The organism is Methylobacterium sp. B1 (genome assembly GCF_000333255.1).
Lineage (GTDB): Bacteria > Pseudomonadota > Alphaproteobacteria > Rhizobiales > Beijerinckiaceae > Methylobacterium > Methylobacterium fujisawaense.
In genome coordinates this window covers 1-15314 of record NZ_BACT01000014.1, presented here as the reverse complement: position 1 = coordinate 15314, position 15314 = coordinate 1, and the positions used below count along the sequence as shown (strand labels likewise).

13 protein-coding genes and 1 pseudogene are annotated in these 15314 nt (G+C 73.4%); 4 read left to right on the top strand and 10 right to left on the bottom strand.

All coding sequences use genetic code 11. The features are described 5' to 3' along the window. On the top strand, window positions 1-1651 hold a 1651-nt coding region (locus I53_RS00455; protein WP_043345419.1), incomplete at its 5' end, for a PQQ-binding-like beta-propeller repeat protein. A gap of 94 nt (window positions 1652-1745) precedes the next feature. On the opposite strand, the gene I53_RS00450 is transcribed toward I53_RS00455, so the two are convergent. The 6 genes and pseudogenes from I53_RS00450 to I53_RS00425 form a co-directional block, all read right to left on the bottom strand. Continuing rightward, window positions 1746-2681: a dihydrodipicolinate synthase family protein gene (locus I53_RS00450; RefSeq protein ID WP_043345416.1), complete on the bottom strand. Its 936-nt coding sequence runs from the start codon at window positions 2679-2681 to the stop codon at window positions 1746-1748. Window positions 2682-2797: 116 nt separating this feature from the next. Then, a complete protein-coding gene (locus I53_RS00445) occupies window positions 2798-5062 on the bottom strand; it encodes a xanthine dehydrogenase family protein molybdopterin-binding subunit (RefSeq protein ID WP_051044588.1) in 2265 nt (754 codons plus the stop codon). 10 nt (window positions 5063-5072) lie between these two features. Further along, window positions 5073-6114: pseudogene (locus I53_RS00440) on the bottom strand (xanthine dehydrogenase family protein subunit M). Continuing rightward, window positions 6111-6602, bottom strand: coding sequence for a (2Fe-2S)-binding protein (locus tag I53_RS00435; RefSeq protein WP_043345413.1), 492 nt, complete (start codon window positions 6600-6602; stop codon window positions 6111-6113). Before I53_RS00435 ends, I53_RS00440 begins: the two are co-directional and overlap by 4 nt. A gap of 116 nt (window positions 6603-6718) precedes the next feature. Beyond that, window positions 6719-6949 (bottom strand): DUF2945 domain-containing protein, encoded by a 231-nt coding sequence (locus tag I53_RS00430; RefSeq protein ID WP_043345412.1) that lies wholly within the window; start codon window positions 6947-6949, stop codon window positions 6719-6721. Window positions 6950-7049: 100 nt separating this feature from the next. Continuing rightward, entirely contained in the window at window positions 7050-7313 is a 264-nt protein-coding gene (locus tag I53_RS00425; RefSeq protein WP_043345410.1) for a hypothetical protein, read from the bottom strand. Window positions 7314-7470: 157 nt separating this feature from the next. Here I53_RS00425 and I53_RS00420 point away from each other — a divergent pair, with 157 nt between their 5' ends. The 3 genes from I53_RS00420 to I53_RS00410 all read left to right on the top strand — a co-directional run bounded on the left by I53_RS00420 (window position 7471) and on the right by I53_RS00410 (window position 10526). After that, window positions 7471-8715 (top strand): sensor histidine kinase, encoded by a 1245-nt coding sequence (locus I53_RS00420; protein WP_043345408.1) that lies wholly within the window; start codon window positions 7471-7473, stop codon window positions 8713-8715. A 127-nt stretch (window positions 8716-8842) separates the two neighbouring features. Then, complete coding sequence (locus tag I53_RS00415; protein ID WP_083683397.1) at window positions 8843-9961, top strand: hypothetical protein; 1119 nt, start codon at window positions 8843-8845, stop codon at window positions 9959-9961. A 283-nt stretch (window positions 9962-10244) separates the two neighbouring features. Next, window positions 10245-10526 (top strand): CsbD family protein, encoded by a 282-nt coding sequence (locus tag I53_RS00410; protein ID WP_251982164.1) that lies wholly within the window; start codon window positions 10245-10247, stop codon window positions 10524-10526. A 69-nt stretch (window positions 10527-10595) separates the two neighbouring features. On the opposite strand, the gene I53_RS00405 is transcribed toward I53_RS00410, so the two are convergent. The 4 genes from I53_RS00405 to I53_RS00390 form a co-directional block, all read right to left on the bottom strand. After that, on the bottom strand, window positions 10596-11045 hold the full coding sequence (locus I53_RS00405) for a BA14K family protein (protein ID WP_043345404.1): 450 nt from the start codon (window positions 11043-11045) through the stop codon (window positions 10596-10598). Between the two features lie 950 nt (window positions 11046-11995). Continuing rightward, the gene (locus I53_RS00400) at window positions 11996-13702 is read right to left on the bottom strand and encodes a DEAD/DEAH box helicase (protein WP_043345402.1); all 1707 of its coding nucleotides are present in this window, start codon (window positions 13700-13702) and stop codon (window positions 11996-11998) included. Window positions 13703-13711: 9 nt separating this feature from the next. Further along, window positions 13712-14500, bottom strand: a complete 789-nt coding sequence (cobF, locus tag I53_RS00395) for a precorrin-6A synthase (deacetylating) (protein WP_043345401.1) — start codon at window positions 14498-14500, stop codon at window positions 13712-13714. A gap of 47 nt (window positions 14501-14547) precedes the next feature. Continuing rightward, window positions 14548-15314: ornithine cyclodeaminase family protein (locus I53_RS00390; RefSeq protein ID WP_106428165.1), on the bottom strand; the 767-nt coding region annotated here is incomplete at its 5' end.

The following is a 15314-nucleotide window of genomic DNA, read 5'->3' as shown; positions in this document are numbered from 1 at the left end:
CGCGGGAGGCCAGTACCAGCACCAGACCTGTCGCGGCGTGTCCTACAACGACTCGACCGGCTACGCGCCGCCGGCGGAGGCGGATCCGGCGACGGCCGGCGCCGTCGCGGCGGCGGTCGCCGAATGCCCGCGCCGGATCATCGCCGCCTCGGTCGATGCGCGGCTCTACGCGCTGAATGCCGATACCGGACTCCCGTGCCGGACCTTCGGGGCGGACGGTTTCGTCGATCTGACGGCGCAGATGCCGAACCTCCGGCGTGCCGCCTATCAGCAGACCTCGGCGCCGCTGGTGACCCGGAACCTCGTCGTCCTCGGGAGCGCGATCGCCGACAATTACTACGCGGAGAATCCGTCGGGCGTGATCCGCGCCTTCGACGTGCGCACCGGCGCGATCGTCTGGAAGTTCGACGCCGGCAAGCCCGACGCGACCGAACCGCTGCAGCCCGGTGCGCTCTACGAGCCCAACTCGGCGGTGGCCTGGACGCAGTTTTCGGCCGACGAGGCTCTGGGGCTCGTCTACGTGCCGTTCGGCAACCGGGCGCCCGATCAGGTCGGCGTGTCCCGGTCGAAGGCGGACGAGGCCCTCGTCGACGCCCTGGCGGCTCTCGACCTGGAGACCGGCAGGCTGCGCTGGGCCTTCCGGACCACGTATCACGACCTGTGGGACCGCGATAATCCGTCCCAGCCGGTCCTCCTGACCCTGCCGCAGGGCGACGGGACGGTGCCGGCGATCCTGATCCCCACCAAGGTCGGCAATGTCTGGGTCCTCGACCGCCGCACCGGCGCTCCGATCCGGCCGGTCTCCGAGGTCTCGGTCTCGACCCGGACCGACATCCCGGGAGAGGCGCCGTCTCCGGTCCAGCCGGTCTCGTCGCTCCGCTTCACGCCGGCTCCGCTGAGGGAGGCCGACATGTGGGGCGTCACGCCCTTCGACCAGATCCAGTGCCGTCTCGCCTTCCGGTCGAACCGCTACGACGGCAACCCGTTCACGCCGCCGCAGGCGTCAGGCGGCGCGATCATCTGGCCCGGCAAAATCGGGGTGTCAAACTGGGGCTCGGTGGCCGTCGATCCGGTGCATCACTGGATGATCGCGACGCCGCAATACCTGCCCTACCTCTACCGCCTGCTCCCGCGCCCGGCGAACGAGCCCGACCGGCGCCTCATCACCACCGATCCGGATTCCGCCCCGGGCAACGAGAATCTCGGCGGCCCCTACGCGGTGTCCATCGCGCACATGCGCTCGGCCCTCGGCGTCCCGTGCAACGCGCCGCCCTGGGGCGTGCGGGTCGGCGTGAACCTCGCGGACGGCACAACCGCCTGGAGGCACCGCAACGGCACCGTCGCCGGGCAGAAGATCGGCGGGGTCGCGGTCCCGATCCCGTTCGCCATGGGTATGCTGGCCCATGGCGGTACCCTGGCCACGGCCGGCGGCGTCGCGTTCACGGCCGCCACGCTCGACGACCGTATCCGCGGCTACGACATGCAGACCGGGGCGGTCCTGTGGTCCATGACGCTGCCGGCCGGCGGTCAGGCCACGCCGATGACCTATCGCGGCAAGGACGGCCGGCAATACGTGGTGATCGCGGCGGGCGGGCACGGCTCGCTCGGCACCACGCCGGGCGATTCGGTCATCGCCTTCCGGCTCCCGTGAGCCGGCGCCCGCGGCGCGAGCCCGGGGATCGCCGGCCTCGCGCCGGAACGGATGGCGCCGGAGGGCCCGGCTCTCCGACCGGGCAGGGGGCGTTCTAGCCCGCGAGCCGCGCCCGCGCGTCGATGCGGGCGAGGCGGGCCAGCAGGTACTCGACCTCGGCCTTCGCCTGCGCGGTGAGCGCCTGCGACGGCTTGCGCTGGGCGTCGGATGAAAAAATTCCCCGGCGCATGAACACGTATTTCCGCACCGCGAGCCCCAGCGGGCCCTGCTGCTGCTCGTAGCGCAGATAGGGGAGGTGGGCGTCGAACAGGTCGTGGGCGGCGTCGCGCTCGCCGGCCCGGCCGAGGCGGACCACGTCGACCAGCATCTCCGGGAAGGCGTAGCCGGTATTGGCCCCGTCGGCGCCGCGCTCGGTCTCGAAATCGAGGAACAGGCCGCCATTCCCCACGAGGATGGAGATGTGGCGCATGGAGCCGTCGCGCTCGAAGCCGCGCAGCGCCGAGATCTTCTCCAGGCCGGGCCAGTCCTCGTGCTTGAGCATCACGCAGGAGGGGTTCTCCGACACGATCCGGCGGATCACCCCCGGGGTCATCTGGACCGAGAAGGTGAGGGGGTAATCCTGCAGCACGAAGGGCACGTCCGGCCCGATCGCCTCGGCGGCGGTGCGGTAATAGCCGACCACCTGGTCGTCGGTGCGCAGCGTGTTGGGCGGCGCGATCATCACGCCGGCGGCGCCCAGCCCCATCACCTCCCGGGCGAGGGCCCGCATGGCCGCGAAGCCCGGCGCCGTGACGCCGACGATGACCGGCAGCCGGGTGCGCCCGAGGACGCGCTTGGCCACCGCGAGGCCCTCCGCGTGGTCGAGCTTGCCGGCCTCACCGAGCTGGCCGAGGATCGTCAGGCCGTCGACGGCCGCAGCCCCGAAGAAATCGGTCATCCGGTCGAGGGAGACCTCGTCGATCCGGCCATCCGGATGGAACGGCGTCGGGGCGATCGGCACGACGCCGCGAATGTCGCTGGTGAGAGGCATACCGGTCTCCGTGCTGCTGCGGCGACCGCCGGCCGCCGGTGGGTATGCCCATACTCAAAAATCCCGGGCGCTGCGACGCACCCGGGACGGGATCGGCCTTCGGTCCGGCCGTTCGGTCAGCCCAGCAGCTTGTCCAGGGTGATCGGCATCTCGCGCACCCGAACGCCGGTGGCGTGCCAGACCGCGTTGGCGATGGCCCCCACCGTGCCGGTGATGCCGATCTCGCCGACGCCCTTCACGCCGAGCGCGTTCACCACCGCATCGTCCTCGTGGACCAGGATCGCCTCCATGGCGGGCACGTCGGCGTTCACCGGCACGTGGTACTCGGCGAGATTGTCGTTGAGGAAGCGGCCGGTCCGCGGATCCATCTCGGCCCGCTCGTGCAGGGCGAAGGACAGGCCCCAGATCATCCCGCCGTAATACTGGCTCTGGACGAGGCGCGGGTTGATCACCCGGCCCGCCGCGAAGGCACCGGTGAGGCGGCTCACCCGGATCTGGCCGAGATCGGGATCGACCTTCACCTCGGCGAAGACCGCGCCGTGGGCGTGCATGGCGTAGGACGCCTGCGCGGCCGGATCGGCCCCGGCCTTGCCCTGGCCCTCGATGCTGGCGCGGCCGGCCCGCTTGAGGATGTCCGTGACGGACTCGCCCCGGCCCGGATCGTCGCGCCGGGTGAGCCGCCCGTCCGCCGCGGTGACGCCGGCATTGCCGGCGCCGTAGAGCGGGGAGGCGGGGTCGTTGGTGGCCAGCTCCGCGAGCTGCCGGATCACGTCGGCGGCGGCCGCGTGGATCGCGCCGCCGGCGGTGGCGGTGTGGCCGGAGCCCCCCGCGATCCCGGCATTCGGCAGGTCCGAGGAGCCCATCCTGAAGGTGAGGGCGTCCATCCCGATCCCGAGCCCGTCGGCGGCGATCTGGGCGAGCGCCGTCCAGGATCCCTGGCCCATGTCGATCGCCCCGAGCTCCACCGTGCCGGTGCCGTCGGCGCGGATCTCGGCCCGGGCCATCCCCTCGAAGATCAGCGCCGGGAAGGTGGCGGTGCCCATGCCGGTGCCGACCAGGAACCCGTCCCTGTCGCGGGTCTGGCGGGGCTGGAGCGGGCGCCCGGCCCAGCCGAAGGCCTCGGCGCCCCGCCGGTAGCAGTCCCGCAGGGCCTTCGAGGAGAACGGCTTGCCGGTGATCGGCTCGACCTCGGCGTAGTTGGCGAGCCGGAACTCCAGCGGGTCCATGCCGAGCGCGAACGCCATCTCGTCCAGCGCGCTCTCCAGGGCGACGCTGCCGGTGGCCTCGCCGGGGGCGCGCATGAACAGCGGCGTGCCGGTGTCGAGGCGCACCGCCTCGTGCCGGATGGCGATGGCGGGGCTCGCGTAGAGGGTGCTGGTCGCCCGGCCCGCCGGCTCGAAGAAATCGTCGAAGCTCGACGAGGCGGTGCGGATGTGGTGGTCCAGCGCCGTGAGCTTGCCGGCGGCGTCGGCGCCGAGCCGGATCGTCTGCCGGGTCGGCCCGCGATGGCCCATGGGACCGTACATCTGGGTCCGGGTCGGCACGAGCTTCACCGGCCGGCCCACGAGCTTGGCCGCCATGCAGGCGAGCACCTGCGGCCCGGCCGGCACGCCCTTCGAGCCGAAACCGCCGCCGAGATAGGGGCTGTCGATATGGATGTCCTCGGGGCGGATGCCGAACAGGCCGGCGAGCCGGGCCTGCGACATGGCGAGCGCCTGGGTCGGCATCAGGAGCGTCAGCCGGTCCCCGTCCCAGCTGGCCACCGCCGCGTGGGGCTCCATGGCATTGTGGTACTGGGCCGGCGTCTCGTAGGTGGCGGCGATCGTCTTCGACGCGGCCGCGAGCCCGGCCTCGACGTCGCCGTCGGTCTCCACCGGCGGCGCGCCGACGCCGACCGAATCCGGCGTGAAGGCCTCGCCGGAATCGAGCCCGATCCGCGGGGTCTCGGCCGCGTAGGTCGGGGCGAGCAGCCGGGCCCCTTCGGTGGCCGCCTCCAGGGTCTCGGCGATCACCACGGCGATGGGCTGGTTGGCGTAGCGGACCCGGTCGTTCTGCAGGAGGTCGAGGCGGAAGGTGAACGGCCCGTCCTTGGCATCCGGATCCTTGGCGAGCGCCGGGGCGTGCCCCGGCCGCATCACCGCCACGACGCCGGGATGGGCCTCGGCGGCGGCCACATCGAGGCCGGTGACGCGACCGCGGGCGATCCGGGCGACGCAGAGCGCCGCGTGGAGGGTCCCGGGGGGCAGGTTGTCGGCGGAGAAGCGGGCCTGGCCCGTCACCTTGAGGGGGCCGTCGCGCCGGGTCAGCGGCTGGCCGATGCTGGAGCCGTGCCGGATCGCGCCGGCGGGGCGGTTCGAGGCGGGCGTGGAGGTCGCGGTCATGCGGGTCTCCTCAGACGATGCCGAACGGGGAGGCGGGGAGCGCCGGGATCCGGGCGGGCGTCCCGGCGGCGGCCTGGGTCAGCGCGCGGATCGCCCCCGGCGGGCGAGTTCGATTTTGAAGGCGTTGGCCTCGCCGGTGGGCTTGGCGCCGGCCAGCGCCGCGGCGGCGGCCTTCGCGAAGGCCTCGGGGGAGGTGCCTGTCCGGCGAGCGCCGCTCGGGCCTCCGCCACCCGCCAGGGCTTCAGCGCCAGCCCGCCCAGGGCGAGCCGGGCCTGCCCGATCCGGCCGCCGGCCTCCAGGGTGAGGGCGGCCGCCGCCGAGACCACCGCGAAGGCGTAGGATGTGCGGTCGCGGACCTTGAGATAGCGGGCATGGCCCCGGAAGGACGCCGCCTCGGGGGGCAGGCGCAGGCCTGTGATCAGCTCGCCCGGCTGCAGGTCGGTCTCCCGCTCCGGATGGTCGCCGGGTAGCCGATGGAAGTCGGTGAGCGGCACCTCCCGGGCGCCGTCCGGCCCGGCGATCTCCACCACCGCGTCGAGGGCGGCGAGCGGCACGCAGAAATCGGACGGGTGGGTGGCGATGCAGTGCTCGCTCCAGCCCTGGACCGCGTGGATGCGGGTGGCGTGCCCCAGGGCCGCGCAGCCGGAGCCGGGCGCGCGCTTGTTGCAGGGCGAGACCGCGTCGGTGAAGAAGGGGCAGCGGGTGCGCTGCATCAGGTTGCCGCCGACCGTGGCGGCGTTGCGCAATTGCGCCGAGGCGCCGGCCAGCAGGGCCTCGGCCACCATCGGGTAGGTTTTTTCGAACATCGCGTCGTGGGCGAGGTCGCTGTTGCGCACCAGCGTGCCGATTCGGGTGGCGCCGTCCGGCAGCCGCTCGATCGACGACAGGCCGGGGAGCCGGGTGATGTCGACGACCCGCTCCGGGGTGGCGACGCCGCCCTTCATCAGGTCGACGAGGTTGGTGCCGGCGGCGAGGAAGGCGGTACCCGGAACCTGCCCGGCCGCCACGGCCTCCGGCACGCTCGCCGGGCGGATGTAGTCGAAGGTCCTCACGCCGCGTCCTCCCGGTGCTCCGCTTGGCCGGCCGCGTCCTTTACGGCCTCCAGGATGCCCGCGTAGGCGCCGCAGCGGCAGAGATTGCCGCTCATGCCCTCGCGGATGCGCTCCGGATCGGTACCGGCGTGGCCCTCGCGGATCAGGCCGACCGCGCTCATGATCTGGCCGGGGGTGCAGAAGCCGCACTGGAAGCCGTCGTGGGCGATGAAGGCCGCCTGGACGGGGTGCAGCCGGTCGCCCTCGGCGAGCCCCTCGATGGTCAGCACCTCGGCCCCGTCGAGGCTCGCGGCGAGGGTCAGGCAGCTGTTGATGCGCCGCCCGTCCACCAGCACCGTGCAGGCGCCGCACTGGCCGCGGTCGCAGCCCTTCTTGGCGCCCGTCAGGCCGAGGCGCTCGCGCAGGAGATCGAGGAGGGTGACGCGCGGATCGTCGAGGGCGATCTCGCGCGGCTGTCCGTTCAGGGTGAGCCTGAGGGGAATGGTCATGCGGCGGTCCCGGCTTCGAAGGCTGGAACCGTTACAGATAGCCGCCGCCCCGCTCCCGGCGAGACCTTAAGCAGAAAGCGATGTGCGCAAGATCACGGCACGCACAGGTTGGGCGCTTATGCAGACTTGACCTTAACCTCCGAGACGGATTTCAGCACCGTCTTGCCCTTGGCGGTCTTGATCTCCAGGGCCGGCTCCGCCTTCGAGGCCTCGCGCTTGACCGTGTTGCCCTTGATGGTCTTCTTGACATCCTGGGTGTGGACCTTGGTCACCTCGCCCGAGACGATGCCCTGGCCCCACTTGTAGGTGACATCGTCCCCGGTCTTCACCTTCGCCTTGGCGGTCATGTGCGTCTCCATCGTGGATGCGGGGAAAGGCGCCCCGGGGCAGGGGCATTCCCGGGTTTCCACGGCCGGAATGCCGCAGGCGGATCGACCCGTTCCCGGCTCACCGGCCGACCTCCCGGCGCAGGGCCGCGACCATCGTCTCGACCGCCGCCTGCGCGGTCTCGCCGAGGTCGATGTCGGTCTCGCCGGCGGTGACGAGGCCGCGCCCCTCCAACTCCTTGACCCCCTCCGGATCGGCCTCGTGGCCGGCGCCGTCCCGGCGGATCACCGCGGTGACCTTTTCGCCGCTGACGAGGCGGTGATAGGCCGCGAAGGCGAAGATCGAGAGGGCCTTGTCGGAGAGTCCGTTCACGTCGTGGGCCATGCCTGGCGCCTCCTGCGCTCCGCGCGTCGTATCCGATGGGCGAACGCCGGACGGGGCCGGGGGCTCCGGACCCCGGCCAGGGTGCGACGACGGGTGCGCCCGTCCGAGCGGCGACGCTTCGCGCCGGGCCCGCCTTCCTGCTAGTCTCACAGCTCCCATGACAGCGCATACCGACCAGACCGAAGTGGAACCCAGCCCCGAGGCGGCCCGCCCCCCCGCGCCCCCCGATCTCGACTATCGCCTGCGCCAGCAGGCGATCCTGTCCGAGTTCGGCGTCGAGGCTTTGCGCGGCACCGATGTCGACCACCTGCTGCAGCGGGCTGCGGAGCTGTGCGCGCAGGGCATGGGCGCCGAGTTCTGCAAGGCCCTGGAGTACCAGCGCGGCGCCGACACCCTGCTGGTCCGGGCCGGTGTCGGCTGGGGGCCCGACGTGATCGGGCAGGCCCGGATCGGGGCGGACCTCGCCTCCCCGGCGGGCTTCGCCCTCAAGACCGGGCGGCCGGTGATCTCGAACCACCTCGCCGACGAGACCCGGTTCCGGACGCCGCAGCTCATGGCCGATCACGGCATCCGCCGGGCGATCAACGTGCTGATCGAGAACCGGGACGGCGCCTTCGGGGTGCTGGAGGTGGACGACACCCGGGAGGGCATGTTCGAGGAGGCCGACATCGCCTTCATGCAGGGCTTCGCCAACCTGCTCGGCGGCGCCATCGAGCGCCAGCGCACCGAGAGCCTGCTGCGGGCCGCCCTCGCCCGGCAGGACCTGCTCGCCCGCGAGATGAGCCACCGGGTCAAGAACAGCCTCGCCATCGTGGCGAGCCTGCTCGCCCTCCAGGCCCGGGCCGCCGAAGACCCGGCCGTGCAGATGGCCCTGGCGGATGCGCGCAGCCGCGTCGAGGCGATCGCGAGCGTCCACGACCAGCTCTGGCGGCAAGGTGACAAGGACGGCGACAAGGCGGCGGGCGAAGGGGAGGGGGTCCCGGGCGAACTCGACCTCGCGCCCTTCCTGGAGAAGCTGGTGGCCAACCTCGCCAGCGGCGTGCCGGGCCAGCGGCTCGCCTGCACGGCCTGCCCGCAGCGGATCTCGGCCGACCGGGCGATTCCCATCGGCCTCTTGGTCAACGAACTCGTCACCAACGCGCTCAAATACGCCTATCCGCCCGAGACGCACCCGGGAGGCGGCGAGATCCGGATCCGCGCCGAGCGCCAGCCCGGGAGCCTCGTGGTCGAGGTCGCCGATGACGGGATCGGGCTGCCGGCGGAATTCGAGATCGGACGCAACTCGAAGAGCCTCGGCATGCGGGTGGTCGGCAGCCTCACGCGCCAGCTCGGCGGCAGCCTGACGATCCCGGCCCGGGGGAAGGGCGCCTGCTTCCGCCTGGAGGTGCCGCTGGACGGCTGAGCGCGGCGCCCGCCGGGGCGGGGACGGGAGAAGGGCCCTGCCCCGTCGCGACCGGGGGCGACGGGCTCGGCGAGACAGAGCGCAAGACAGAGCGCGAGACAGAGCGGATGCAGTGACCGGGATCAGGATGACGGGGGCGCCCCTCGCCGAACGGCTCCACGCCTTTCGGAGCCTCGGGGACAATTGCGAGTTCGGCTTCGTGCAGCGCTACGGGGGGGTCGAGCCCTCCGGCCTGCTACGCTTCTCCTACACGCCGATGGCGGACCTGATCCGCGGCCTGCGCTGCGGCTTCGCGGATTTCGGCGTGCCGGGCGACCTGCGGCTCTCCGTGAGCGCGGGCGGTACCTACTATTGTCACAGCCTGGCCTACAACATCTGGGCGAATACCGGACATCCGGCCGGCTCGATCGCGCCGGAGGTGCTGCTGGAGCGGGAATACGGCCGGCTGGCCCATCTCAAGCGCAAGATGCTGGACGACCTCGCCGACGGCTCGAAGATCCTGGTGCGCAAGGTCGGCCGCGACGAGCCCGAGGCCGACTTCGCCCGCTTGGCCGAGGCGGTCTGGGCGCATGGGCCCTCGACGCTGCTGCGCGTGACCGAGGCCGGGCCGGACTGGGCTCCCGAGCCGGCCCGGCGCGTCGCCGACCGCCTGATCGCGGGACGGGTCCGCCGCTTCGCGCCGGCGGAGCAGGCCTGGGAGGTCGACCTCGAACCCTGGATGCACCTCGTGGACAGCACCTACGCGCTGGAGCGCGGCGCGGCGCCGAGCCGCCTCGACGCCGCCGCCTTCCCGGAGGCGCTGCCACTGCCGGGCCGCCTGCGCCGGCATGTCGGCCGGCACCGGGCGAGGGCGCTCAGCGCCTACACCCGGGCGGTGGATCCCGCCGGCTTTCGCGCCGATGCGGTCCACGTGTTCTCGAGCTGGGTGTGGATTCCGGAGGAGTTTGCCGGGGACCGCATCTTCGCGGCGGCCGGCTATGCGCGGCTGGGCTGGCGCGACGCCGACCTGTCGCGGCGGCGGTGCTGGCAGCGCGTCTGGGCCGCGGGTCGGCTGCGGCCCGACGCGACGCGGGAGCCCGTCGGTCTCGGGATGATCGGCACGTGGCGGGACGGATTCTGGTCCGCCGGGGCGCGCTTCGCCGAGGGGCCGATCCCCGGGGATGAGCCCGCGCCGGACCTGCGGATGCCGCCGTTCCGGTTCCCGGGCCAGGATCTCCTCGGACGGCTGCGGCCGCGGTTCCGATAAACCGCCGGGCCCACCGGATCCGGGCTCAGCTTTCGCTTCCCAGAGCGCGGAGGAGGGTGCCGAGGTGGCGTCGTCGGTCCCGCCTCCGGCCCGATGCGCGTGGCCGCCGGGGCGGAGGCCGAGCCCTGGATGCGGGCGGGGATCGGAGACGATCGGGCCGCCCGCGCAGGGAGCCGGTCCCGGGATACCGGTTCGATTCCGGCCGATCCGATACGGCTGCACCATTGCCCGGGCGCGCCCCGCCCGTAAACCGCGCTCCCTCGCACAGAACGGGAGATTCCGGATGCGCAGCAGATCGATGATGACCCTGGGCGGCAGCGTCCTCGCCCTCGCCCTCGCCCTCGCCGGCCCGGCCTGCGCCGACGACACCCCGACCACGGCGGGTGCGGTCGATCGGCTCAAGGGCCTGACCAACGAGGCGATCGGAAGCGCGAAGCGCGGGGTCGGCAACCTGACGGAGGACGAGGCCCTCAAGGCGGAGGGCCGTGCGCAGAAGCTCCGTGGACAGGCCGAGCAGGGGCGGGGCAGGGCCAAGGACGTCCGCGAGAACGCCCTCGACCAATAGGGATGCGGCGGGCCCCGGCCGCGCCGGGCGGCCGGGGCCCGCTCCCGTCGGGGCAGAAGCGGGAGGGGCCTACGGGCAGGGATGGCGCAGGCCGTCATAGCCCAGGTAGGTCCCGGAGGCCGGGTCGTAGGAGGCGTAGCGGGCGGCGCAGGACGCCGAGCCGCGCACGACGACCGGGGCGGCGTAGACGGGTGCGGGCGCCCCGTAGACGGCCACGGGCCGCGCCGCGGCGTTGGCCGCCGCCGAGCCGATCACCGCGCCGGCGGTGAAGCCGAGCAGGCCGGCCCCCACGGCCGCCCCCACGCCGGGACCGCGGCGGTCGCCGTAGCCCCAGCGGCCGTACCCGCCGCGGTGCCAGCCTCCCCAACCGGCATGGTGCCAGCCGCCACGGAACTGAGCGTACGCGGTGGGAAGGGCGCCGGCCCGGAGGGCCTCAACCGCCCGTCCGGATGCGGCCTGAACGGGGGCAGCGAGACCCGCCAGCACGGCCAGGGTGGCGACGCCGGTCACGATCCTCATCGGTTCTCTCCATTCTCCAGAGGGGTGGAAATGCCCGCATCAGGCATTCACGAAGCCCGGTAACAATGGATCCGCAGGACCGTTCCAGTCGTGAGAAAGATCATTTTTGTCGCACCGGACAGGTCTGAAACAATCCGATACGAACAAGAGCGACGCGGGCGCGGCGTCGGGCCTCCCTCATCGCTGCCGTTGGCGTTCGGTGCGGGGATCCGCATCAGCCTCGTCTTTCAGCACGGCGCAGCTAGCCACCGCCCGGGGGCGCGAATACAGGAGCCGGCATCGGGCTGCTTGGACCAGCGCACCTCGGGCGATCCCGTCGACGCCATGGCACCGCACGGCACCGCGGGCGCCCGCGGCGATGCGGCGGACAGTCGTGCCGCGGGGAGGGGGCCCGAACAGCCCTCCCCGGGTGATCGCCCGGCCCGTCCCGCTGGCCGGTGCGCGGCCTCGGTGCGGCTCTGAAGTCGAACCGGTCAGGCGTCAGGGCGGTCGGCAGACGCACGGAACGCAGGGGCCGGTGCGCGGACGGTGACAGAAACCGGCGCCCGCCGCGGGCAACGTTGCCCAAATGTTTTTCAAATGTACATTTTTTGTTCCACGGCCCGCCCGGGACCGGCCCTCGCTCTGGTGATATCCAGAGTTCGCATAAGATATATTATGGAACATAAGCGTCATCCTCGCTCGGGCGAGGGGGCTTGGCTCGGCTTCCGACCCGGTTGGGCGCTCAGGTTCGGCGTGTCGAGCGGACCGGTTCGTAACCGGGATCCTGGCCGGCTCTGTGGCTGGCCCCGGCGGCGCGACCGGGACCGGTGCCGGGACGGCGCGCCGGGCGAGGGCCGTTCGAGGGCCGTTCGAGCGCCCTCCCCGGTCCCGGCCCTCGGACGGCCTCCGGACCCGTCGGGGCCGTTGCGGCGCGCCGATGGCGGCGAAGCGATCATCCGGAGACGGCGTCAGCCGGCGGGACCGGGCGTCCGGCGCTCGCCCAGGATCCGGCCTTCGCGGGTGCGACACTCGATCTGCTCCGATACGCGGCCCGGTCGGACACGGACGGCGGCCGGCCGCGCCAGGCTCCCGGCGCCCTCCAGGAAGCCCGCGGCGGTCATCGGCGCGTCGCGCCCGCCGCCGAGACCCCGCCACCAGGACACCGCCTTCTCCCGCTCGTAGCCGCTGCGCTCCGGCCGCAGGCGCACGCGCCAGCCGGCCTCGGCGGCGCCGTCCCGCCAGCCGAGCACGAGGTCGAGTCCGTCCGGCGCGGCTTCCAGGTTCAGGGTCGTGACCGGATGCCAGGCGGCCCCGGACCCGCCGGTCTCCGGCGCGGGGGCAGGGCCGGCCGGTTCGGGATCCGGCAATCCGGGATCCGCCGAGAGGATCGCCAGCTCGTCATCGGCCGCGGCCTCGTGCGGGGCCTCGGCGTCCGCGTCCACCTCCGGCTCGGTCCAGCAGGCCTCGCAGGTGGAGGCGTTCAGCGCGATCAGGGCGCCGCAGCCGGGGCAGGGCTTGGCGCGCGGGGCCCCTGCCCCGCTTAGGCCCTGGGTGGCGCTCCGGACCGTCACGGCGTCCACGGGACCGTGCATCCGCACCAGCCCGGCATAATCGAGGATCAGCGCGTCGGCCTTGCCGGGGGCGCAGCGCAGCGCCCGGCCAACCTGCTGCACGTAGAGCCCGGTGCTGCGGGTCGGGCGCAGCAGCGCCACCAGATCGACCTCGGGGACGTTGAAGCCGGTGCCGAGCACGCCCACCGAGGTCAGGCAGCGGATCTGTCCGGCCCGGAACGCCGCCACGATCCGGTCGCGCTCCCGGCGCGGGGTCTCGCCCGAGACGCTCTCGCAGGCATACCCTTCCGCCCGCACGGCGTCGCGGACGGCGTCCGCATGGGCGAGGCCGGCGCAGAAGGCGAGCCAGGCCCGGCGGGAACCTCCGTATTCCGCGAGTTCGGCGACCGCCGCGCGGGTGATCCAGTCGCGGTTGACCGCTGCCTCCAGCTCGCCCGGGATGTAGTCGCCTCCCCGCCGGCCGACGCCGGAGACGTCGAGCTGGGTCAGCGTCGCCTTGGAGACGAGGGGTGCCAGGAAGCCGCGCCGGATCAGCGTGAACGTGTCGGCCTCGTAGGCGATGCCGGAGAACAGCCGGTGCTCGCCCGCGTCGAGGCGGCCCGAATCGAGCCGGTAGGGGGTCGCGGTGAAGCCCGCCACCCGCAGCCCGGGGGTCATCGCCCGCAGGCCCGCCAGGAACCGGCCGTAGCGGGTGTCGGCGGCGCGGGGGATCAGGTGGGCCTCGTCGACGATCACGAGGTCGCGGGGCCCCACCGCGTCGAGCCGGTCGGCCACCGACTGGATGCCGCAGACCAGCACCTGCGCGTCGGCCTCCCGCCGCCCGAGCCCGGCGGAGAAGATCCCGGCCGGCGCCTCCGGCCAGGCGCGGCTCAGTTCCGAGAAATTCTGGGCGACGAGTTCGCGGCTGTGGGTGACGATCGCCACCCGGGCGAGGGGGTCTTGCTCCAGGGTCTCCCGGGCGAGGGCCGCGATGACCAGCGCCTTGCCGGCCCCGGTGGGCAGCACGATCAGGTGGCCGGGCGCCGCATCGTCCGCCTCTCCCCGCGCCCAGGCGGCCGAGAGCGCGTCGAGGCTGGCGCGCTGATAGTCCCGCAGGCGCAGCATGGCGGCGGTCTAAGCGGGTTTGCCGGTCCTGTCCGTGGCGGCGCGGTCACGGCGCAGCAGGTAGATGTCCATGATCCAGCCGTGGCGGTCCCGGGCCTCCGCCCGGACCCGGCGGATCGCGTCGCCCGTATCGCCCAGCCGGCCGGAGAGCAGGATCTCGTCCGGGCCGCCGAGATAGGCGCCCCAGTAGATCGTCAGGTCCGGGTCGAGATGGCCGAAGGCCGGGTCGCCGTCGAGCATCACCACGACGCTCTCGGCGTCCGCCGGCCAGCCCGCCGCGAGGCGGCGGCCCGTGGTGATCAGCACCGACCCGCCGATGCCGTTCAGCGGCACGCCGTGACGGGCGGCGAGCACCTGCACGCTCGTCAGGCCGGGGATCACCGTCCGGGTGACGGCGACGCGCCCGCGGTCGGCGATGCGGTCGAGGATGCGGAGCACGCTGTCGTAGAGGGCCGGGTCCCCCCAGGCCAGGATCGCCCCCACCTCCCCCGGCCGGAGATGCGCGGCGAAGGCCGCCTCCAAGCGCTCGGCCCGGGCCGCGTGCCAGGCCGCGACGGTGCCGCCGTAATCGGCCGGGCGGCGCTCCCGGGGCGGGTCCTCCACGGTGACGACCCGATGGGGCTTGGCGATATGGGCCGCGCAGATCCGGCGGCGGATCTCGACGAGGTCGGCGGTCTCGGCGCGCTTGTCGAGGACGAACACCGCGTCGACGTCGGCAAGCGCCCGCACCGCCTGGAGGGTCAGGTGCTCGGGGTCGCCCGTGCCGATGCCGATGACCCGGATCTGCCTGTCCTGCATGCCGTCCGTCCTCCGCCGGGGCGGGGGAGGGCCGGCGCCGGCCTCCCCTACAAGCGCGCGTCGGCTTTGGCGAGGATCGCCCGGGCGATGGTCAGGTCCTGCAGGGCGATGCCGGAGGAGTCGAACACGGTGATCGCCTCCGGATCGGTCCGGCCCCCCTCCCCGGTCCGGAGCACGTCGCCGAGGGCCCGCAGGCCGGCGGAAGCCCCCGCGGAGGCGTGCTGGAATTCCCCGATGGTGCGCGACTGCTCCGGCAGGTCGCAGAACAGCTGCCCCCGCTCCAGCAGGGCCGGGGGCAGCTCCTGCTTGCCCTTCGCGTCCGCCCCCATGGCGGCGACATGCGTGCCGGGGCGGACCCAGTCGGCCTCGAACAGCGGCGCGCGGGCCGGCGTCGCCGTGACGATCACGTCGGCGGCCGCGCAGGCCTCCCGGGGCGCGGCCGCCCGCACGGCGATCCCCGAGGCCCCCTGCCCCGCCAGGCGCTCGGCGAAGCCCGCGACCTTGGCGGCGTCCCGGGCGACCACCAGCACCGTCCGGATCGGCAGGATCCGGGCGAGCGCCGCGCACTCGAACTCCGCCTGGTTCCCCGCCCCGAAAACGGCGAGCACCGCCGAATCCGGCCGGGCGAGGACGCTGGCCGCCACCGCGTCGGCGGCGGCGGTCCGGTAGGCATTGACGCGGCCCGCCTCGATCACCGTGTCGACCCGGCCGACATCTTGGTCGAACAGCAGGATCACCGAATTGTGCCGCGGCAGGCCCCGGGTCCGGATGCCCGGGCAGAACGAGCCGACCTTCAGCCGGCATAGTCGGCCGT